This window comes from Enterobacter sp. 04-C-12-SI-ECC (genome assembly GCF_047530715.1).
GTDB lineage: Bacteria > Pseudomonadota > Gammaproteobacteria > Enterobacterales > Enterobacteriaceae > Enterobacter > Enterobacter bugandensis.
In genome coordinates, this window is record NZ_JBLKDI010000015.1 from 43,046 (window position 1) to 62,670 (window position 19,625).

The 19,625-nt window shown below is 56.2% G+C and carries 18 protein-coding genes and 2 tRNA genes; 13 read left to right on the forward strand and 7 right to left on the reverse strand.

The annotated features are described in order from the left end of the window. The first annotated feature begins 23 nt into the window (after positions 1 to 23). A complete protein-coding gene (guaD, locus tag ACMWL8_RS17695; RefSeq protein WP_045261689.1) occupies positions 24 to 1,340 on the forward strand; it encodes a guanine deaminase in 1,317 nt (438 codons plus the stop codon). Here guaD and uraH read toward each other — a convergent pair. After that, positions 1,320 to 1,643: a hydroxyisourate hydrolase gene (gene uraH, locus ACMWL8_RS17700; RefSeq protein ID WP_045261690.1), complete on the reverse strand. Its 324-nt coding sequence runs from the start codon at positions 1,641 to 1,643 to the stop codon at positions 1,320 to 1,322. The genes guaD and uraH overlap by 21 nt on opposite strands. Beyond that, positions 1,640 to 2,140 (reverse strand): 2-oxo-4-hydroxy-4-carboxy-5-ureidoimidazoline decarboxylase, encoded by a 501-nt coding sequence (gene uraD, locus ACMWL8_RS17705; RefSeq protein ID WP_045261691.1) that lies wholly within the window; start codon positions 2,138 to 2,140, stop codon positions 1,640 to 1,642. Before uraD ends, uraH begins: the two co-directional genes overlap by 4 nt. A gap of 239 nt (positions 2,141 to 2,379) precedes the next feature. Between uraD and hpxO the strand changes: the two genes are divergently transcribed. Genes hpxO through ACMWL8_RS17720 form a run of 3 tightly spaced genes read left to right on the forward strand, consistent with a single transcriptional unit; the run spans position 2,380 to position 5,531 of the window. Beyond that, positions 2,380 to 3,534, forward strand: a complete 1,155-nt coding sequence (hpxO, locus tag ACMWL8_RS17710; protein ID WP_045261692.1) for an FAD-dependent urate hydroxylase HpxO — start codon at positions 2,380 to 2,382, stop codon at positions 3,532 to 3,534. Between the two features lie 15 nt (positions 3,535 to 3,549). After that, a complete protein-coding gene (hpxD, locus tag ACMWL8_RS17715; RefSeq protein WP_041910590.1) occupies positions 3,550 to 4,584 on the forward strand; it encodes a molybdenum cofactor-independent xanthine hydroxylase subunit HpxD in 1,035 nt (344 codons plus the stop codon). Between the two features lie 11 nt (positions 4,585 to 4,595). Then, complete coding sequence (locus ACMWL8_RS17720) at positions 4,596 to 5,531, forward strand: PDR/VanB family oxidoreductase (RefSeq protein ID WP_045261693.1); 936 nt, start codon at positions 4,596 to 4,598, stop codon at positions 5,529 to 5,531. A 44-nt stretch (positions 5,532 to 5,575) separates the two neighbouring features. On the opposite strand, the gene ACMWL8_RS17725 is transcribed toward ACMWL8_RS17720, so the two are convergent. Next, positions 5,576 to 5,663, reverse strand: a tRNA-Ser gene (locus ACMWL8_RS17725). Positions 5,664 to 5,942: 279 nt separating this feature from the next. Between ACMWL8_RS17725 and ACMWL8_RS17730 the strand changes: the two genes are divergently transcribed. From ACMWL8_RS17730 to ACMWL8_RS17750, 5 genes are all read left to right on the forward strand, one after another. Beyond that, positions 5,943 to 7,079 (forward strand): D-alanyl-lipoteichoic acid biosynthesis protein DltD, encoded by a 1,137-nt coding sequence (locus tag ACMWL8_RS17730; RefSeq protein ID WP_045261694.1) that lies wholly within the window; start codon positions 5,943 to 5,945, stop codon positions 7,077 to 7,079. A 128-nt stretch (positions 7,080 to 7,207) separates the two neighbouring features. Beyond that, entirely contained in the window at positions 7,208 to 8,326 is a 1,119-nt protein-coding gene (locus ACMWL8_RS17735) for an MBOAT family O-acyltransferase (protein WP_045261695.1), read from the forward strand. Then, positions 8,323 to 9,756, forward strand: coding sequence for an AMP-binding protein (locus tag ACMWL8_RS17740; protein WP_045261696.1), 1,434 nt, complete (start codon positions 8,323 to 8,325; stop codon positions 9,754 to 9,756). Before ACMWL8_RS17735 ends, ACMWL8_RS17740 begins: the two co-directional genes overlap by 4 nt. 17 nt (positions 9,757 to 9,773) lie before the next feature. Further along, positions 9,774 to 9,992: an acyl carrier protein gene (locus tag ACMWL8_RS17745; RefSeq protein WP_028012621.1), complete on the forward strand. Its 219-nt coding sequence runs from the start codon at positions 9,774 to 9,776 to the stop codon at positions 9,990 to 9,992. Positions 9,993 to 10,217: 225 nt separating this feature from the next. Further along, the gene (locus tag ACMWL8_RS17750; protein ID WP_028012620.1) at positions 10,218 to 11,054 is read left to right on the forward strand and encodes an alpha/beta fold hydrolase; all 837 of its coding nucleotides are present in this window, start codon (positions 10,218 to 10,220) and stop codon (positions 11,052 to 11,054) included. A 67-nt stretch (positions 11,055 to 11,121) separates the two neighbouring features. On the opposite strand, the gene ACMWL8_RS17755 is transcribed toward ACMWL8_RS17750, so the two are convergent. Together ACMWL8_RS17755 and ACMWL8_RS17760 are read right to left on the reverse strand one after the other, a co-directional pair. Continuing rightward, a tRNA-Ser gene (locus ACMWL8_RS17755) sits at positions 11,122 to 11,209 on the reverse strand. Between the two features lie 144 nt (positions 11,210 to 11,353). Continuing rightward, positions 11,354 to 12,982, reverse strand: a complete 1,629-nt coding sequence (locus ACMWL8_RS17760) for an ABC transporter substrate-binding protein (protein ID WP_028012619.1) — start codon at positions 12,980 to 12,982, stop codon at positions 11,354 to 11,356. A gap of 269 nt (positions 12,983 to 13,251) precedes the next feature. On the opposite strand from ACMWL8_RS17760, the gene yccA reads away from it, so the two are divergent. Next, positions 13,252 to 13,911: an FtsH protease modulator YccA gene (gene yccA / locus ACMWL8_RS17765; protein ID WP_013097244.1), complete on the forward strand. Its 660-nt coding sequence runs from the start codon at positions 13,252 to 13,254 to the stop codon at positions 13,909 to 13,911. Between the two features lie 56 nt (positions 13,912 to 13,967). On the opposite strand, the gene ACMWL8_RS17770 is transcribed toward yccA, so the two are convergent. Next, entirely contained in the window at positions 13,968 to 14,444 is a 477-nt protein-coding gene (locus ACMWL8_RS17770) for a hypothetical protein (RefSeq protein ID WP_045261697.1), read from the reverse strand. Next, positions 14,441 to 15,202: a winged helix-turn-helix domain-containing protein gene (locus ACMWL8_RS17775; RefSeq protein WP_028012617.1), complete on the reverse strand. Its 762-nt coding sequence runs from the start codon at positions 15,200 to 15,202 to the stop codon at positions 14,441 to 14,443. Before ACMWL8_RS17775 ends, ACMWL8_RS17770 begins: the two co-directional genes overlap by 4 nt. 331 nt (positions 15,203 to 15,533) lie before the next feature. Between ACMWL8_RS17775 and ACMWL8_RS17780 the strand changes: the two genes are divergently transcribed. The 3 genes from ACMWL8_RS17780 to ACMWL8_RS17790 all read left to right on the forward strand — a co-directional run bounded on the left by ACMWL8_RS17780 (position 15,534) and on the right by ACMWL8_RS17790 (position 19,625). Beyond that, positions 15,534 to 16,253, forward strand: a complete 720-nt coding sequence (locus tag ACMWL8_RS17780) for a fimbrial protein (RefSeq protein WP_206689348.1) — start codon at positions 15,534 to 15,536, stop codon at positions 16,251 to 16,253. Between the two features lie 75 nt (positions 16,254 to 16,328). Beyond that, positions 16,329 to 16,835, forward strand: a complete 507-nt coding sequence (locus ACMWL8_RS17785) for a CS1 type fimbrial major subunit (RefSeq protein WP_028012615.1) — start codon at positions 16,329 to 16,331, stop codon at positions 16,833 to 16,835. Between the two features lie 72 nt (positions 16,836 to 16,907). Next, positions 16,908 to 19,625: a TcfC E-set like domain-containing protein gene (locus ACMWL8_RS17790; RefSeq protein ID WP_045261699.1), complete on the forward strand. Its 2,718-nt coding sequence runs from the start codon at positions 16,908 to 16,910 to the stop codon at positions 19,623 to 19,625.

Sequence of the window (19,625 nt, forward strand, 5' to 3'; positions counted from 1 at the left end):
CAAACACTAAGGCAGGACCCACGATGGAATACCAGGCTGCGATACGCGGTGCATTTTTCGATATCGCGCAGGTCTGCGACAGCGCAGACGCGATTGCCCAACACGCCCGCTACCTTGAGGACGGGCTGCTGTTTATCCAGAACGGAAAAATTCTGGCGCAGATGGCGTGGCAGGAGGGCGAGCAGTATCTCGACCCCCACAAAGGCTACACGGACCTCCGCGGCAGGCTGCTGCTGCCCGGTTTTGTCGACACCCACGTTCATTATCCACAAACGGAGATGATCGGCGCCTTTGGCGAACAGCTGCTGGAGTGGCTGACCACCTACACCTTCCCGGTGGAGAGCCAGTTTGCCGATGAAGCCTACGCGAAAGAGATCGCCGAATTTTTCATTAACCAACTGGTGAGCAACGGCACCACCACCGCGCTGGTGTTTTGCACGCTGCATCCGCAATCGGTCGAAGCGCTGTTTACCGAAGCCCTGCGCCTCAACATGCGCCTTATCGCCGGAAAGGTGATGATGGACCGGCACGCGCCGGACTACCTGAGCGAAGATGCAAAGCAGAGCTACCGGCAGACGCGGGAGCTGATCCAGCGCTGGCACCACCGGGAGCGGCTGGGGTATGCCATTACGCCGCGCTTTGCCCCAACGTCCTCACCCGAGCTGCTCGCCGCGGTCAGCCTGCTCAGAGAGGAGTTTCCGGATACCTGGCTGCAGACCCATCTCAGCGAAAACCCAAACGAAGTGGCCTGGGTGAACGATCTCTGGCCGGAGCACGAGCGCTATCTGGACGTATATCACCACTACGGCCTGACCGGCGAGCGCAGCGTGTTTGCCCACGCGATTCATCTGCACCACAGCGAGTGGCAGTGCCTGCACGACACCGGTTCGGCGGTGGCGTTTTGCCCCACCTCGAACCTGTTTCTCGGCAGCGGGCTGTTTCGCCTGCCCGCCTGCTGGCAGCACAAGGTGCGGATGGGCATCGGCACCGACGTCGGCGCGGGCACCACCTTCAGCATGCTGCGCACCCTGGGAGAAGCCTACAAGGTCGGCCAGCTGCAGAGCTACCGCCTGCGCGCCAGCGAGGCGTTTTATCACGCCACGCTGGGCGGCGCGCACGCCCTCAGGCTGGACGATAAGATTGGCAACTTCGCCCCCGGCAAAGAGGCGGATTTCGTGGTTATCGATCCTGACGTGACGCCGCTGCAGCGCCTGCGCAATCGCCGCTGTCAGGATATCTACGAGCAGCTATTTGTGCTGATGACCCTGGGCGACGAGCGCAACATCAGTGAGACCTGGGTCAACGGCGAGCGGGTGTGGTCAACTGCCCCGGTAGGTTGACCATCCGCCTGGCGCAATCACAAACGGCAGATGGAAGTGCTCGTCTGCCGCTTCTCCCGTCACAAACTCAATTTGCGCGCAGGGGTAGATCGTCTCCCGGCCGGTTGCGCGAAACCACCCGCCGATCTCCGCCACCAGCCGATAGCGTCCTTTTGGCAGGAATGGGACAAATTCGGTGATGCGACCATTAACGTTGGTCACGCCCGTCGCCATGATTTCGCCCTCCCGTTCAAGGTGAACCGTCACGCCCGCGGCGGGTTTGCCCGTTGAAATATCGAGAATATGGGTGCTGAGCGTGCTCATTCGCTAATCACTCCTTCCAGCCGCAGCAGCGTAATTTCCCGCAGCTGTTCCAGCGCCGCCTGAACTTCCTGCGCGTCGCTGTTTTCCAGCCGCGCGCGCAGGGCCTGTAATATCTCCTCGCCGCTGCGGCCCTTCGCGCGGATCAGAAATACGCGCCCAAAGCGGGCCTCGTAGCGGGCGTTACCCTCGCGCAGCGCCTGCGCAAGCGCCGCGTCACGGTCATTCACCGCGCCCTGCTCCTGACGCGACAGCGCCGCCTCCACATGTGCACCCGCGGGCTTTTCCCCGATGCGCGGGTGCGCGCTCAGGGCTTGCGCTAACGACGCCTCATCCCAGCGCTGCATCAGCGCCTGCGCCGCGATCGTCAATTCACTCCGGCTCGGGTAAGGCCGTCCATAAACCAGCGCCTCAGCCCAACCGGGGAGCGCCACGCAGGGGGTGAGCAGCGCGAGAGCCTCTTTCTCAGGAAGATAATTGAAGTCGTGCAGTGCGATCATAGTGTCTCCTTTATTGTCCTCCTCCGGGTTGTTGCACAAACCACGCCACTCTTGTCGCCGATGTGAAACAGTCGATTCTGTATGGCTGGACAGGAAATTATTGATTCATAAAAAGGCATATTCACCGTGTTTGCGCACCTTAGCAGTGCAAACTCACCTCCCACAACGCCGTTTTCGCCACTCTGCAGCCTGGTACGCAAATTGCTGAATGTTTTTACACCCTGCAAAAGGAGAGAAGCATGAAAGCAATCGTCATTGGCGCGGGTATTGGCGGCCTGAGCGCTGCCGTCGCGCTAAAGAAAGCGGGCATCGACTGTACCGTGTTCGAAGCCGTAAAAGAGATCCGGCCCGTCGGGGCGGCCATCTCCATCTGGCCTAACGGCGTGAAGTGTATGCAGCACCTCGGCATGGGCGACATTATCGAAACCTACGGCGGTCCGATGCGTTTTATGGCCTACAAGGATTACCGGCGCGGCGACACCCTGACCCGCTTCAGCCTCGCCCCGCTGGTTGAGCGTACCGGCGGGCGCCCCTGCCCCGTCTCGCGCGCTGAACTCCAGCGCGAAATGCTGGACTTCTGGGGGCGCGACAAGGTGCAGTTCGGCAAGCGCGTGGAACACGTCCACGAAGACGACGCGGGCGTAAGCGTCACCTTTACCGATGGCAGCACGGCAGCCGGAGATTTCCTGATTGCCGCCGACGGCAGCCACTCGGCGGTTCGTCCGTACGTGCTGGGCTATACCCCGGAGCGCCGCTACGCCGGATACGTGAACTGGAACGGGCTGGTGAAGATTGATGAAGAGATTGCCCCGGCGCACCAGTGGACCACCTTCGTTGGCGAGGGTAAACGCGTGTCGCTGATGCCCGTCTCCAACGGACGCTTCTATTTCTTTTTTGACGTGCCGCTGCCCGCGGGCCTGGCGGAGGATCGCACCACCCTGCGCGCCGATCTTACGGGCTACTTCCGCGGCTGGGCGCCGCCGGTGCAGAAGCTTATCGCCGCGCTGGATCCCGATACCACCAACCGCATTGAAATCCATGACATTGAGCCGTTCGACAGCCTGGTTCGCGGCAACGTCGCGCTGCTCGGCGATGCCGGGCACAGCACCACGCCGGATATCGGCCAGGGCGGCTGCGCGGCCATGGAGGACGCCGTGGTGCTGGGCGAATGCCTGCGTGAAAACCACAACATTACGCTGGCGCTGCGGCAGTACGAAGCCCTGCGCTGCGACCGTGTGCGTGACCTGGTGCTGAAAGCGCGTAAACGCTGCGACGTCACCCACGGGAAAGATATGGCGTTGACGCAGGCCTGGTATCAGGAACTCAAAGAGGAGACCGGGGAACGCATTATCAACGGTCTGTGCGAGACCATTCAGGGCGGCCCGTTAGGCTGAACAAGAGGGACAACGATGAAAAGAGAACCGACACCACCCGCCCACTGCACGTTTGAGCCAGAGGACTGGCTGCGCCTGGCGAAATGCTGGCATCCGGTTGCGCGCGCCTGCGACGTCGGCCCGGCCCCCGTCAAGGCCACCCTGCTGGATGAACAGCTGGTGATTTACCGAATTAACGACCAGGTCGTGGTTGCCCGGGACGTGTGTCCGCACCGCGGCGTGCCGCTGACGCTCGGCTTTCACGACGATCACGGGATTATCTGCCCCTACCACGGCTTACGCTTTGGTGAAGACGGCCGCTGCAACCGCATTCCGTCCAGCCCCGACCAGCCCGTTCCGGCGAAGCTGAACCTAATTAACTACGCGGTGGAAGAGCGCTTCGGCCTGATCTGGACCTGCCTGGCGTTTGACCCGGACAATCCCGTGCCGCTGCCCACCATGCCGCACTGGAGCGACGACGGATTTCAGCAGATCAACTGCCCGGCGTTTGAGGTGAACGGCTTCGCCGGGCGCCAGGTGGAAGGGTTTCTGGATGTTGCCCACTTTGCGTGGATCCATACCGATACCTTTGCCGACCCCAATAATCAGCTTGTCCCTATCTATCAGCCGCAGGAGACGCCCTTCGGTTTCGTGGCCGATTACTGGAGTTCCGTGAGCAACTATCCCGCCAGTTCACCCGTGCAGGCGCCAGAAGGGTTCCAGTGGCTGCGCCATTTTGAAATGCATCTGCCGTTTACCGCCACTCTGACGATTCATTTTCCGGGTGAATCGCGGCTGGTGATTATGAACGCCGCCTCGCCCGTCTCGTCACGGGTGACCCGCATGTTCGCGCCCATCGCGCGCAACTTTGATCTGCATATTCCGGTGGAGGACGTGCATGCCTTTAACCTGCGCATTTTTGAAGAGGATCGCCTGATGGTCGAAACCCAGCGCCCGGAAAGTCTGCCGCTGGATCTCACTCTGGAAGCCCATATTCCGGCAGATAAGAGTTCGATTGCCTACCGTCGGGGACTGAAGAAGATGGGCTTTGGCGAATTTTTCCTGGTATAACGGAGGCCAATATGCTGAACGTGATCGTTGACGGGCTGTGGCGCGAGGGGGATAAAAGCCTCGCCGTCAGGCTGGTGGCCGAAAACGGCGACGCGCTACCGGCGTGGCGACCCGGCGCGCACATTGATGTCCACCTGCCCTGCGGCGTGGTCCGCCAGTACTCTCTGACCGGGGCATGTGGCGACGAGAGCTATCTTATCTGCGTGGGGCGAGAAGCCGCCTCGCGCGGCGGGTCGCGCTACGTTCACGAAACGCTGCGTCCGGGCCAGAGGCTTTCAATCTCGGCCCCGCGCAATCTGTTTCCGCTGCATCAGGCTGAGCGGGTATTGCTGCTGGCAGCAGGGATTGGCATTACGCCGCTGTATGCGATGGCATTGCAGCTGAAAGCGACCGGAACGCCGTTTACGCTGCACTATTACGTCAGAAACCGGGAAAACGCGGCGTTTGCGCGCGAACTCTCGCAGTGCGGTGACTGCATTATTCATACCAGCACCCCACGAACCACGCTTGCGGAGCATTTCCCCGCGCCTGAAGCGGGGCTGCACGCGTGGGTGTGCGGACCTGCGGGGTTTATGGAGAAAGCGCGCGATGTGGCGGCGGCGAAGGGATGGAATGACGCCCATATCCACAGCGAGGCGTTTCAGCCCGCTCCCCCTGTCACAAGCGGCGTCGCAGGCGAGATCTTTACGGTCAAGCTTGCCTCCACCGGCGAGCGCTGGCCGGTGCCTGCGGATAAGACCATCGCTCAGGTATTACAGGAAAACGGCGTGGACGTGCCGCTGTCCTGCGAAATGGGGATCTGCGGCGCCTGCCTGACGCCGGTGATTGACGGCGTGGTGGACCACAGGGATAGCGTGCAGTCGGAGGCAGAAAAAAGCGCGGCTGACCAGCAGGTGGCGCTCTGCTGTTCGCGGAGTCACTCCGGGGAGCTGGTAATTGCGCTGTAAAACGAAAAAACCCTGCGATATAGCTATCGCAGGGTTTTCGAATTTGGCGGAAGCGTAGAGATTCGAACTCTAGAACCCTTTCGGGTCGCCGGTTTTCAAGACCGGTGCCTTCAACCGCTCGGCCACGCTTCCAAAGTGAGGCGCACTATAAACATCTATTAGCGCCTTGTAAAGCAGGAATTTTTCTATTTTTGCCTGCAGGCGTTTGACTGCGCAAAAAGTCACCCGGACGCTTACCAGCCCTCCCCCCTTCTCCCCTTGTACATACCGTTACACAGCAACGCTCATCCTTTTAAATCACCGTGGTATAGAATGCCAAAAAAAATAGACGGCCATGTGTTTTGTAATGGTAATAAATCCGGGTAATGCGGGTTTTAACGCATTACTGTCATAGCGCCTTATTGGTTGATGATGAAAATCAAAAATACGTTTTGCTTACATATCCTGATGGCCGTTTTGGCCATTTTAGTCCTGAGTTTTCACCCGCTGGTGACAAGCTTTGATCCGCCGCTTAAATTCCAGCCGCTGATCAAGTCCATGGCAGGGACGACAAAAGAACAGGCGGAAAAAATAGCCACTATTTCCCATGCTTTAAAAGGGAATGCTATTTTCTTCCTTGGTGCGTCTGAGGTCGCCACCTCAGAAGAGGAACATTACGCCGTATTTAATTATTTTAATAAGCAATTGCACCAGCCCGTCGTGGCCTATGGCGATGCGTTTGTCGATGACGAAACGCAATTTTTACTTCTCTCGCGTTTTAAAGATAGCCTTAACGCAAACAGCAAAGTGGTGCTGCTTCTGGCGCCTGACGGCTTTTATTCAAAAGGCCTGCCGCCCGCTATCTATGCGGATAATTTTCCGGGCTCGATTTTTAATCCCCTGATGAAGGATCCGCAGGCGCGCCCGTTCCTGGTTAATTACCTGAAGCATATTGATGCGAAAGAGATAAGCCATTTAACCTTCGGGCAAATGCGTGTGTATGGCTGGCATCCGGCGCTGATGTGGGACGAGCTGAGTTTTCAGTTTGCAAACTTCTGCACCCTGATTAAAAACGACTGGCTGTCGCTGCTCAACATCAGGCCACAGACGGCGCAGCCCTGGCCTCAGCAGCCAACCGCCCGTCTTTCCCCTGACTGGGATAAAGCGCTGGCGAATGCCCGGGAGTTGAATAAAAAACGCCATCAGAGCGCGGCAACGCTGTGGATGGACAAAACGATTTACGACGAGGACGGTAAGCCGCAGCAGTGGGATGACACGCCGGTGGTGCCGGGGCAGTTCGCCGCGTTCAGGAAAACCGTTCAGCTTTTGAAAGCGCATCACGTGCAGGTGATTGCTATCGTCGACCCGGTTAACCCATGGGCGCTTTACAATACCGACACCTTCCGCCCGTTCGATAAGCAGATTCAAACCATTCTGAAAGAGAACCAGATCCCGTATTTGGATATGTACGCCATGCCGTATCAGAACGGCTGGAACTGGGATCGTCTGCACCCTACCGAACTGGCCTGGGTGCCAATGCTTCGCTTTATTGCACAGAGTTTTAAATAATGAAAATCGCGATCCGTCTTTTTTGCCTTTATTTACTGCTGGCGATCACCGTCGTTGCATGGACCGCTGTCGATGACAGCATGAGTATGCAGCTGCATTTTGAATATCAAAAATTCTGAGGCGAAATGATGTACAGCTCAGGAATGTTTTTTGTCTGTTTATTTTCATCCGCGCTGGCGTTTGCGATGGTTAATCGTGTTTTACGCCACCGTCTGACCTGGCTAGTTTCCTTATCCGTAGTGACAGCATTAGGCTGGGGTTATATTTTTCAGGGCAATTACAGTGTTCCCGTGGCCGTCTTTTGCTGGTTTTATCTTGTCGCCACGTTAAAAGAAAAAGGCAGATTAAAAACCTGGCAGGCGGTCGTTTTAACGCTGCTGCCCCTGGTTCTGGTGAAATTACATTTTAATTATCACCTCGGCACAATCGGTCTCTCTTTTATGACCTTCCGCGCTGTGGATGTACTGCTGTATCGCAGTAAAAAAGAGGGCCAGAATTTCCTGCACTATTTCTGCTATCTCTTTATGCCCTTTATTATTCTGGCCGGCCCGATGTATCGCTGGCGGACATGGATGAGCGATGTGAATAAGCCGGCATTTGTCCTTAACCGCGAACAGTTTTTAACGGCGCTGGAGCAAATTATTACCGGCATCATTCAGAAGTTCCTGTTTGCCATGCTGATCGATTCGCTCGTCGTGCAGCCCTGGAGCCATAAGCCGTTTACCCTGACCGTGGGCGTGGTGATGTCGATTGCCTACAGCGCCTATCTGTACTTTGATTTTGCGGGCTACAGCAATATGGCCATCGGCGCGGGCCGGCTGTTTGGGCTGAATATTCCGGCAAACTTCAACATGCCGCTCCTTGCGAAGAACCCGCAGGATTTCTGGCGCCGCTTCCACATCAGCCTGTCCGAATGGCTGCGCGACGTGGTCTTTATGCCCGTCTATATGAACCTGATGAAGTTTAACTTTTTCCGCCAGAACAAAACGCTGGCGCAAAATATCGGTATTTTTTGCACCCTGTTCTGCATGGGGGCGTGGAATGGCCTGGAACGCCATTACGTCATCAGCGGCGCGCTGTTTGGCGCGATTTCCGTCGCGCACAACATGCTGCTGTGGTCAGCCAAACGCAGCCCATCGTTACACCGCGGATTGCAGTATCCGGCCGTTGCGTTTTTGGGACGAATTCTGACGCTGGGAAGCGCCGCAGGATCCCTTTACATCTTCAGTGGAATGTCACCTCTATGAAAAATCACTCCGATCTTCAGGAACTGCAGTATTTCTTGCGTGCGGCACTGCGCGATCCCGCCTCCCCGCAGCAGCTGGCCATCAGCGGCAGCGACGAAACCTTAAGCTGGCTCCAGCTTTCCTCTGCCGTGACGGACTGGGCAGAGCGTTATCGACGCTGCCAGCCCGCAGACGGTACGCCGATCGTGCTGTACGGCCATCAGCAGGCCGAGTTCGCCGTGGCGATCTATAGCTGCCTGCTGCACAACATTCCGTACATCCCGGTGGACTGCATTTACCCGCAGGAGCGGCTTCGCGAGATCTGCAACCTGACCGGCGCCCCTTACTACTACGACGTGGCGACGCGGCAGTTCATCGCCACCGGCGAGGCGGGCAAGGTGCTGGAGGAGCAGGATCTGGCCTATATCATGTTTACCTCAGGCAGCACCGGAAAACCGAAAGGCGTGCAGATTGGACGTGAAAGCGTATGGCACTTCATGAAGTGGGTCAGCCAGGACTTTTCGCTGCCGGAAAAACCGGTGCTAATGAACCACGCGGTGTTCAGCTTTGACCTCTCCCTGATCCCTCTGCTGGCGAACCTGGCGATGGGAGGCCACATCGTGCTGAATGCCAAAGAGGATATCCAGAAAGAGAACTGGCTCGAGCGACTGCAAAGCAACGCGGCCTCCGCCTGGGTTTCCACCCCCTCTTTTGCCTACCAGCAACTGCTTTCTCCGCACTTTAACAGCGAGTATTTGCCTGCACTTAACGTCTTTATCTTCATTGGTGAAGTGCTCAATAAAGCGCTGGTGAAACAGCTCCGCCGCCGTTTCCCGCAGGCCAAAATCATCAACTCCTATGGCCCAACGGAAGCGACCATTGCGACAACCGTGGTTGAGATCACGGATGAGATCCTTAACAGCGACAGCGCGGTGCTGCCGGTGGGCGTGATGATGCCGGACAGCAGAATGGAAATTTCCGCCGAGGGCGAGCTGATTATCTGGGGCAAAAACGTCATGCGCGGCTATTTAGGCCTACCGCAGGAGAACGCGGCAAAACTGCTGCGTCGGGAAGATGATGCGTTCCGCGGCTACCGGACCGGCGATCTGGGTTATGAAGACGGGCTCATCTACTGCCAGGGCCGCAACGACAGCCAGGTCAAGCTGAATGGATACCGCATCGAGATCGGCGAGATTGAAAACCGCCTGCTGGCCATGTCCGGCATCAGCGAAGCGGTGGTGATGCCGCTGATGAAACCCTGCGGCAGCGTGCTGCGCATCGCCGCGTTCTGCGTGACGGAGCTGGCACCGGAGGCAATCAAAACCTCGCTGGCAAACGTGGTGCCCCACTACATGGTGCCTTCACAAATTATCGTAAAAGACGCTTTGCCGCTAAATCCTAACGGCAAAATTGACCGCAAGCTGCTGGACGCTTACGCCCGCACACATTAATTATCCCAGGAAAAATGATGGAACACGATATTCTCGCCCTGTTTGAAAAAGTGTTATCCCGCAAGGTTGGCTTTCACGATGAGCTGATTGAATCCGACATTCTCGACTCCATTCTGGCAGTCGACATGGTGCTGGAGGTGCAGGACGTTTACGGCTGTATGATCCCGCCTACCGACGTGGCGACGGTGCTGAAAACCCCGGCCGATCTCGCCCGTTATATTGAAGAGAACCGTTAACGCCTCCTCCTCTGATGGCTCTGGGACTCACTCCAGAGCCCATCATTCGCTTTCCCCTTCTGGATACCATTCACACGAATGAAACCCACCGGTTTTACTATTTCTCCTACACTTTAGGGGTACTGTCGGTACGGGAAACAAAACAAGCCAACATCATGAAGACAATAATGGTTCGCTCTGCGCTCAGCCAGCGATCGTTGCGTCTTTAACAGAGGAGTCTGCGGTATGGCATTCGTAACAACGAAAGACGGCGTCAATATTTACTACAAAGACTGGGGTCCGAAAGAGGCTCAGCCCATTGTTTTCCATCACGGCTGGCCATTGAGTGCCGATGACTGGGATAACCAGATGCTCTTCTTCCTTGCGGAAGGCTATCGCGTTATCGCAATCGACCGCCGTGGTCACGGGCGTTCGGACCAGGTCAGCGAAGGGCACGATATGGATCATTATGCGGCTGACGCGTCGGCCGTGGTCGAAAGCCTGGATCTGCACAATGCGGTGCACGTCGGCCACTCAACCGGCGGTGGCCAGGTGGCCCGCTATGTTGCGAAGTACGGCCAGCCGCAGGGGCGCGTTGCCAAAGCGGTGCTCGTGAGCGCCGTTCCACCGTTGATGGTGAAAACAGAAAACAACCCCGGCGGGACACCTGTAGAGGTTTTCGACGGCTTTCGTAAAGCGCTGGCCGCGAATCGCGCCCAGTTTTACCTCGACGTCGCCAGCGGTCCTTTTTATGGGTTTAACCGGGCGGGGGCCGAGGTTTCACAGGGCACCATTCAGAACTGGTGGCGTCAGGGCATGATCGGCAGCGCCAGGGCACACTATGAGGGAATTAAGGCGTTTTCAGAAACCGATCAGACAGAGGATTTGAAAACAATTACGGTTCCCGTTCTGGTGATGCAGGGGGATGACGATCAGGTCGTGCCGTATAAGAATGCTGCCCTGCTGCAGGATAAGTTGCTGGCGAACAGCGTACTGAAAATTTATCCGGGCTTCCCGCACGGGATGCATACCACCCACGCGGATACCATTAACGCGGATATTCTGGCCTTTATCCGCTCATAGACGTCAGGTTTACAGATACGCGCAAAAAGAAAAACCCCAGCTTAACGAGTAAGCTGGGGTTTATATCTGGCGGAAGCGCAGAGATTCGAACTCTGGAACCCTTTCGGGTCGCCGGTTTTCAAGACCGGTGCCTTCAACCGCTCGGCCACACTTCCTGAGTGAGGCGAACTATAAACACCTCACCGCATGCTGTAAAGAGTGGCTGCAATCGTTCGCTTTAAAATTAGCCAAAAGGTGCTTAATCGGTTGAACTGACAACACATCGGCGATTTTATCAGCATAAAATCCAGCCCTCTCGCTTAGTGCTTTTTGATGTACATATCTTTTGTGAAATAGTACCCCAGCTTATCCGGCGTAAAGCCACCCACCCACGGTTTCACCAGGTGCGTACGGACGTAGTGATAAACCGGAATGGCAGGCACATCACGCCCAAGCAGATCCTCTGCCTGCTGGTAGAACTTACCCCGCTCTGCCGGCGTTTTGGCCTTTGCGGCGTTGATCAAGGCTTGATCGTAGTCCGGGTTGCTGTACTGGCTGGTGTTTTCACTGTCGCCGGTACGGAAGTTGTTCAGGAAGGTCGCCGCGTCGTCGTAGTCGGCAATCCAGGCGTAGCGCACCGCGTCAAAGTTGTGGGTGTGCATGGTATCCAGCATGGTTTTCCACTCCTGATTTTGCAGCTTCGCGTCTACGCCGAGGTTTTTCTTCCACATAGAGCTGGCCGCAATCGCGATGCGCTGGTGCGATTCAGAGGTGTTATAGAGCAGGTTGAAGCTCAGAGGATGGCTTTCGTTATACCCGGCCTCGTTGAGCAGTTTTTTCGCCTCAGCAATGCGCTTGTCCAGCGGCCAGCTGGCGTAATCCGGATTCTGCAGCTTGACCCCGCCGATGTCCGGCTGGCTAATCAGCCACGCCGGGCGCTGCCCCTGCCCCATCACCTTCTCAGCGATGATGTCTTTATCCAGCGCCATGTTCAGCGCCTTGCGCACGCGGGCATCGTTGAACGGCGGACGGGTGGTGTTGAATTCGTAGTAATAGGTCGCCAGCTGCGGGGAGACGTCCAGCTGGCTGCCCAGCGTTTTCTTCAACTGAGCAAACTGGTTAATGGGTACCGTATACACAATATCAATTTCGCCCGCTTTATAGCGGTTCACATCCGAGGCCTCGGAGGTGATCGGCAGATAGGTGACTTTGTTAATAACGGTATGCGCGTTATCCCAGTAGCGCGGGTTACGCTCCGCCACAATGCGTTCGTTGACCACCCACTGGGACAGCTTATACGCTCCGCTGCTGACGAAATGCTCCGGTTTGGTCCACTTTTCGCCGAAGCGGCCAATCAGCACTTTATCCACCGGCACCAGCGACGGGTGCGCCAGCATCGCCAGGAACGCCGCGTTGGGCTGGGTGAGCGTCACTTCCAGCGTGGTATCGTTAATTGCTTTTACGCCCAGCGTGTCGGGGGATTTTTTCCCCTGAGCGATATCGGCCGCGTTGACGATATGCATGTTGCCGGGATAGCTGGCGTACGGTGAAACGGTTTTTGGATCAACCAGGCGCTGCCAGCTCCAGACCACATCCTCTGCGGTAATGGCCGTCCCGTCGCTCCAAGTGATGCCCGGACGTAAGTGGAACGTCCAGACGGTGTTGTCCTTGTTCTCCCATTTTTCAGCCAGCCGGGGTTGGATTTCTCCTGACGGGGAGACGCTCACCAGCCCTTCGAATAAATCGCTGATAATATTGAATTCGACATCGCTTTCGACTTTGTGCGGGTCGAGCGAGGCCGGTTCGCTGCCATTGTTTCTGACCAGTTCCTGTTTTTCGGCCAGCGCTGTTCCTGCTGGCACGTTAGCCGCCCAGGTCGCCGTGCTGGCGCACAGGATCCCGGCGGTGAGTAAAGAGAGCGTAAAGCGCGTGCGTGTTTGTGGTTTCATTTCCTTCGCCTTATTGTCTGTTTTATGACGATCCGGAGATAACTCTTAGCGCCCGAAATGCAATAACGCAATATTTTTCAGTAACCTATAAGAGGTTGATCTGGTAAATACTTTTAAACCGCCGTTCATACTAGTTACACATGCTTTTGCAGAAGAAACAACCACCTTCAGCGCTAACGTGCTGAGTAAAGATGGGTAAAACCACTTTGAGACTGGCGCGCCGTTTCCTATTCTTTCCGTTAATTACATCTGTCATAAGAGAGTGACTCATGGATCGTATAATTACTTCCTCACGCGACCGCACATCGCTACTGAGCACCCACAAGGTGCTGCGCAATACCTATTTCATGCTCAGCCTGACGCTGGCGTTTTCGGCTATCACCGCTACCGCCAGCACCGTGCTGATGCTGCCGTCTCCGGGCCTGATCCTGACGCTGGTGGGGATGTACGGTCTGATGTTCCTGACCTACAAAACCGCTGATAAACCGGTCGGTATTCTTTCCGCGTTCGCCTTCACCGGCTTCCTGGGGTATATCCTGGGGCCGATCCTGAACGCGTATCTGTCTGCCGGTATGGGTGACGTGATTGGCATGGCGCTGGGCGGTACCGCGCTGGTGTTCTTCTGCTGCTCGGCCTACGTGCTGACCACGCGCAAGGATATGTCCTTCCTCGGCGGTATGCTGATGGCGGGTATCGTGGTGGTGCTGATTGGTATGGTGGCAAACATCTTCCTGCAGTTGCCTGCCCTGCACCTGGCGATTAGCGCGGTGTTTATCCTGCTGTCATCCGGCGCGATCCTGTATGAAACCAGCAACATCATTCACGGCGGTGAGACCAACTACATCCGCGCGACCGTGAGCCTCTATGTGTCGCTGTACAACATCTTCGTCAGCCTGCTGAGCATCCTGGGCTTCGCCAGCCGCGATTAAGCAGACCTGCTGAAACAAAAAGGAGAATGCCTCAGGCATTCTCCTTTTTTTATGCCCTAGTCACCGCGGCAAATATAGGTGGGATAGAGCCGGTCCTGTATGAGCCACACGGCGGGCGCAAGCTCAGAGATCGTCAGGTAATAGCGGGCTGTCGGCCTCGCAAAGCCTCCCCACTTTTCGTCCGGGGTATTGTCATTATGCCGACGCCAGGTTTTGGTGTAGCTCAACACGATAACGTTATCATCATCCCGTCGCGACCAGGTAAAATCCACATCCCTGTCAACGATCATGCCCCGGCCTTCAGCCATAGCTGCACCTTTGTACGTTGTTAAGCCGGTGCCGTCCCGATGAAAATAGAACTGGGCCAAGGTATTGACCCGGACCTCATTCGCTTTTCCCTCGTTACGCGTAAAGTTAAATTCCGTACTGCAGGCCAGCGCATCACGCTTATATATGCCCCCGGAATAAATAAAGAGCGCCAGCGCGCCGCCAGCAAGCGCTCCACCCGCAGCAAACAGAAGTCTCATTTTCATTTTTCTGCCCCGCTTTTATAGCGAATGGTTTTGCACAGGCTGGTTTTATTGACCGGGCATGCACCAATGAACACTTCATCCGCAACTGCAAGGTTAAAGCGGGCGCTGAAATAGTAGATATTGTACGCTTCGCGCGCGCACGCCACGTTATTCGCCTCCAGCAGCACCGCCAGTTTCGAGAGCACCAGCGGCCGGCCATGATCGTTAATAAGCCAGATGCTACAGCCCGCTATTTTCTGCGCGACGGGCTTTGGCGTCATCGGTATAGCGATCTTCTGCTGCTGGTTAAACAGCAGGCCTAACCCCAGTGCTGATGCTAACAATGCCGCTGCCGCGGCGCCCCATTTAAGGGAAATACGCTGACGTTTTGCCTCTGGCGGCACGACGGAAGAGAACGGCTGTGCTTCAGCGGGTTGAACAATTTGCGCAGGCTGGCAAATCACATCGGCAACAAAACGGAATCCATACCGGGGTATCGTCACAATGAAATTATGATGTTCCCCAAGAGACTGGAAGCCTTTGCGTAATTCACTGACCGCTTTGTTGAGGTTATTTCCAGACGGCGTAAAGCCATACTCCTCCCAGACGCGTGTAATTAATTCCTCCCGACTCAGATCGTGCCCTTTATGACGAATAAACTCCTGTAAAAGGCGAACGGCTGGCGCCGAGAGCGTTAATACAGACTCCGGTTGACCAACAAGACTAATTGCATGTGCTTCAGGATCAAATAACAACGAATTATTGCATATAAAAAACATATTTCACTCTCAGCTATTACCGCAGGCTTTTTTATCCCTGTGACATCGGCAAGAAAATCGCTTCCTGAGCTGGTTCTTTTTTCATCAACAGGAATTTTCTTCCCATCCTGGGTAGCGGCATTTTCTTTTAACTATACAACTTTAAGACCAGCAAATCAGGATAAATCACTGTATATCAGCGGTTAACTAATACAAATTTTCACAACCTGCTGTTCTGGTTAAAGTTTCCCTGCCCTGAAGCGATACGAAAGCAGACGGTGTCCTGGTGTTAAAAACCGCACAAGAACTCAGAGCAGGCAGGCTGAATGTGAAACAGAAACAAAAAGTGAATATGACAACCGCGTTTTATGTCGCCGCGCTGTCGCTGTCATTTTTCTCAGAAATGACAATGGCCAATATGAGCGTCTATCCAATGGAACTTAACGTGGATAGCGCCGGCGCAGCGCAAATAAAAGTGGCATCGAAAACGGATGATATTCAGTTCATTCGGGTGAGGCAAAAGAAAATTCTTAACCCCGGAACGGCCCAGGAAAAAGAGATTGACGTTGCTTCGTGGAAAGAAGGCGGCGTCGTGGTGACGCCCGATAAATTTGCCCTGGCTGCAGGCGCAATGCGCGTGGTGCGCCTTGTTTCACTGACGCCGCCGGAAAAAGAGACCACCTGGCGAGTCTATTTTGAAGGGGTGAAACAGCCGGACAGCATTATTCCCGGCCAGCCCGAAAGCACGGCAGCGACGGCAAAGCTTGGGGTCAATGTTATCTGGGGGGCGCTGGTACATCTGGCCCCTGCCACGGAGCGCGTTTCGCTGCATATCGATCCCGCACGGGGGACCGTCACCAACGCCGGCACCCTGCGCGTGCCGCTCAGGGAGATCGGTATTTGTCAGTCAGACGACGTCTGTAAATGGATTAAAGAAGACGCCACGATTTATCCGGATACCGAGCGGAAATTAAAAACGCTTAATCAGGTAAACGGCAAGAAATACAAATTCCGCTACTTCAACTGGGTGAAAAAAACCGCTGAAGAAGCTGACTTACCCGTCGTGCAATAACACGACGTCACTGTAAAAACCCTTGTGGTTTGTTTAAAGAGCCAGGGTGCTCATTTGTAAAATATGGAGATATCAATGCGTAAATTTATTAAACCTCTGATGATCGTTGCCGCGATGACCACATCTGCCAGCGCGCTGGCGATCCAGAAAGATATTACCGTCAACGCCAGCGTTGATTCACAGCTGGATATGACCCAGGCCGATAACACGCCGCTGCCAGCCAGTATCGACATGCAGTATCTGCCGGGTCGGGGCCTGGAAAGCTACCGCCTGAACACCAAGGTATGGTCCAACTCTGCTACCAGTAACGTCAAAGTACGCCTCGTTAGCGCAGCTAAGCTCACCAACACGGATGGGGATCAGATTGTACCGATGACGGTTCTTCTGGGTGATAAAACTCTGTCCACCACCGATGCCGAATTTACCGGAACCGAACTGTTCCCGGGCAGCATTGAAAACGGTTCTGCGGTTCTGCCTCTGACCATTTCCCAGACCACCAAAGGCATTCTGAAAACCGGCCAGTACAGCGGCGTTGTAAGCCTGATGCTGACTCAGGCGACCACCACGGAAGGCGGTGCGTAACACCATAGCACCTAAGGAATAACGTCAGAGGGCGCCCGCCCTCTGACGTCAGGATGATGTCGAGGCTCGTTCATGGCGTTTCACAGAAATACTCTCCTTTTTGTTGCTTTATTACCCGCATCTGTCCACCTCGCCTGCGCTGAGATGGCCGTCCCGGCCGGATTCGAGGATCTGGCGAAAACGCAGCGCATGTGGACAGAGGTGAGCTTATACGGCGAGTCGCTTGGCCTTTTCGAAACCGATATCAATCTTGAAACGGTCAGTTTTGTCGCACCTGAAACCGTGGTCGCGGCCATCAAACGTCAGTTTAACGACGATCCTGCCCTTATCGGCTCCGTTTCCGCAGCGTTGGCCGTTCCGCTTGCCCGTAACGGCAACCTGGCCTGCAGCAGCAACGGCTCCGCGACGGGGTGTGATTATCTCGAAACCCGCCGTGCGGCCATCATCTATGACGAAAACAATGCTCGCATAAACCTGTTTTTTGATAAGCGCTTTTTGCCAAAGCCCTCGGAGGAAAACCAGTGGTATCAGCCCACCCAGGACAGCGAAAACGCGTTGATTCATCAGCAAAATATCAATTTCGTTGCCGACAGGGATTATCAGTCTGCCACCGTTCAGGGCAACGGGGCGCTGGCGCTGACCCAGGACGGCTATCTTAACCTCGACTGGACCTGGCTGGGACAACGCTCGCGTCATCAGCAGCAGCAGGAAATGACCGTTAACAATGCCTGGTTCCGCCAGGATTTATGGCGTGAATATTATCTACAGATAGGCGAGATGGATACCCGCGACCTGTTCAGCAACGCCGGGGGGAATATTAACCTCAGCCAGCTGCCGCTGGGCAAAATACGTGGCCTGCGCACGGGCTCGACCCGGGCATGGATCAACCCGGTTCAGCAATCGAAGGGCACGCCCATTACGGTGCTGCTTTCGCACGATGCGCGTATCGACGCGCGCCGCGGCAAGGAGCTGCTGGCCAGCTTTTACCTCAATGCCGGGGCACAAACTCTGGATACCCGCGCGTTTCCGGATGGAAGCTATACCGTGACGCTGTCAGTTTACGAAAACAACCGCCTGACGCGTACCGAGCAGGTTCCGTTTACCCGTACGGGCATTACGCCATTCGACCGCGTCGAGTGGTTTATGCAGGCAGGGGAAACGGCTAATAACGATCGCAACGATGAACGCAGCCCGGTCGCACAGGCGGGTATACGCCTGCCCGTCACCCCGACGCTGGCGCTGACCAGCGGCGCAACCGTCATGAAAAGGCAGCACTTCCTGGAAAATGCCCTCGACTGGAGCCGCGGCTTTAACGCGGGCCCGATCGACGGGGTATTAAGCACACGCTTTAGCTACCTCTACGGCAGCAAGGGCCAACGCGGCAATATTCAGCAAATCAGCTATAACGACGGGTTTTCGCTGAGCTTCTACCGCAACGCGTTATCCGCAGAAAATTGTGATACCCGCAGCGCAGGTTTTGACGCCGTCAACGGCTGTTATCGTAGCCTCTCGATCATGTTCTCCGTGCCTGTCGGCTCGTGGTACGCCAACCTGGGGTATTCGGATAACCGCAACGAAGGGCGCTACGTTACGCGCCGGGAACTGCCTGACCATGACGATCGTCACGATGCCGGCCTGCCGTGGGAGCCGGTGTATATGACCCGCTCCCGCACGCAGGCCTGGCAGGGCGGGCTGAGTAATACCTTTAGCGCGCGCGGTCTGAACATCAACAGCAGCATTAACCTGTTTATGCGCAACGACCACTCTCGCGACGGGAAAGACAAAGGCGGCTATCTGAGCGTTAGCCTCTCACTGGCGCATAAGCGTCAGGGTGATGCGTCAGGCTATACCTCGCTTGGTGCAACCTGGCAGCACCAGCAGCATCAGAAAAACCAGCTGAGCTACAACGTGGCACACAACTGGTATGCCGACGCGCGCGGCGAGAATGAATACGGGCTGAGCGCATCGGGGATTAACAGCGATTCGCTCAATGCCTCGGCGTATACGCGCCAGGGTGGACGTTTTGGTAACGCCAGCCTGACGGTGAGCGACGCATGGGACCGCCAGGATGGGCGCCATACGTTAAGCAGCAGCGGCAACTACAGCTCCACCCTCGCCCTGTCGCGCTCAGGGCTGTGGCTTGGCCGCTGGGGCGATGGACGCCCGGCTTCTGCCGTTGCGGTAAACGTGGCTACGCCTGAGGATTCCCGGGATTCACGCGTCGCCGTCTCGCTGGATAACGGCGGCACCGCGGATATCCCGGCCAACAGCCGTGCCCTTTTTGCGGTGCCGGGTTATCAGCCAACAACGCTGACGGTTAATGAGTCGCTGAACGTCTCATCAGGCGCAAGCAGTGAAATCACGCAGGGTTCCGGGAGCCGGACGCTCTTTATGGTGCCGGGCAAAATGCTTCGCCGGGACGTGCAAACCACCACCCGCTACACCTGGCTCGGCCAGCTCACTGACGAACATCATTCGCCGTTCGTGGGCGGCGTACCGCTGAACGTGAACGGCTGGAACGATCTCGGCAATGGCGGTTTCAGCGCCCAGAGCGACGCCCTGCTGCGCAATCTTTATCTGGTGCGTCAGCAGCAGTTTTATCAGTGTGAACTGAGCGTGAAAAGCATGCGCGACGTGGTGCGTTACGTCGGGTCGATCCCGTGTCGGGAACTCACTTTCTCCGCCCTGCCGGATTCGGTCCAGCACCAGGCGCAACTGATGCTCGCCGGGCGGAACGTGCCTACGGGGCCAACGGCCATGAATGCAGAGCACCTCACCAAAGGGAAATGA

Bases quoted from the DNA above. Each gene is read 5' to 3' on its own strand.
- ACMWL8_RS17750 (WP_028012620.1), top strand. From the start codon at position 10,218: ATGGCATTCGTAACAACGAAAGACGGCGTCAATATTTACTACAAAGAC.
- uraH (WP_045261690.1), bottom strand. From the start codon at position 1,643: ATGAGCACGCTCAGCACCCATATTCTCGATATTTCAACGGGCAAACCC.
- hpxO (WP_045261692.1), top strand. From the start codon at position 2,380: ATGAAAGCAATCGTCATTGGCGCGGGTATTGGCGGCCTGAGCGCTGCC.
- ACMWL8_RS17720 (WP_045261693.1), top strand. From the start codon at position 4,596: ATGCTGAACGTGATCGTTGACGGGCTGTGGCGCGAGGGGGATAAAAGC.
- ACMWL8_RS17740 (WP_045261696.1), top strand. From the start codon at position 8,323: ATGAAAAATCACTCCGATCTTCAGGAACTGCAGTATTTCTTGCGTGCG.
- ACMWL8_RS17785 (WP_028012615.1), top strand. From the start codon at position 16,329: ATGCGTAAATTTATTAAACCTCTGATGATCGTTGCCGCGATGACCACA.
- guaD (WP_045261689.1), top strand. From the start codon at position 24: ATGGAATACCAGGCTGCGATACGCGGTGCATTTTTCGATATCGCGCAG.
- ACMWL8_RS17730 (WP_045261694.1), top strand. From the start codon at position 5,943: ATGAAAATCAAAAATACGTTTTGCTTACATATCCTGATGGCCGTTTTG.
- ACMWL8_RS17745 (WP_028012621.1), top strand. From the start codon at position 9,774: ATGGAACACGATATTCTCGCCCTGTTTGAAAAAGTGTTATCCCGCAAG.
- ACMWL8_RS17780 (WP_206689348.1), top strand. From the start codon at position 15,534: ATGACAACCGCGTTTTATGTCGCCGCGCTGTCGCTGTCATTTTTCTCA.
- ACMWL8_RS17770 (WP_045261697.1), bottom strand. From the start codon at position 14,444: ATGAAAATGAGACTTCTGTTTGCTGCGGGTGGAGCGCTTGCTGGCGGC.
- yccA (WP_013097244.1), top strand. From the start codon at position 13,252: ATGGATCGTATAATTACTTCCTCACGCGACCGCACATCGCTACTGAGC.
- ACMWL8_RS17735 (WP_045261695.1), top strand. From the start codon at position 7,208: ATGTACAGCTCAGGAATGTTTTTTGTCTGTTTATTTTCATCCGCGCTG.
- ACMWL8_RS17775 (WP_028012617.1), bottom strand. From the start codon at position 15,202: ATGTTTTTTATATGCAATAATTCGTTGTTATTTGATCCTGAAGCACAT.
- uraD (WP_045261691.1), bottom strand. From the start codon at position 2,140: ATGATCGCACTGCACGACTTCAATTATCTTCCTGAGAAAGAGGCTCTC.
- ACMWL8_RS17790 (WP_045261699.1), top strand. From the start codon at position 16,908: ATGGCGTTTCACAGAAATACTCTCCTTTTTGTTGCTTTATTACCCGCA.
- ACMWL8_RS17760 (WP_028012619.1), bottom strand. From the start codon at position 12,982: ATGAAACCACAAACACGCACGCGCTTTACGCTCTCTTTACTCACCGCC.
- hpxD (WP_041910590.1), top strand. From the start codon at position 3,550: ATGAAAAGAGAACCGACACCACCCGCCCACTGCACGTTTGAGCCAGAG.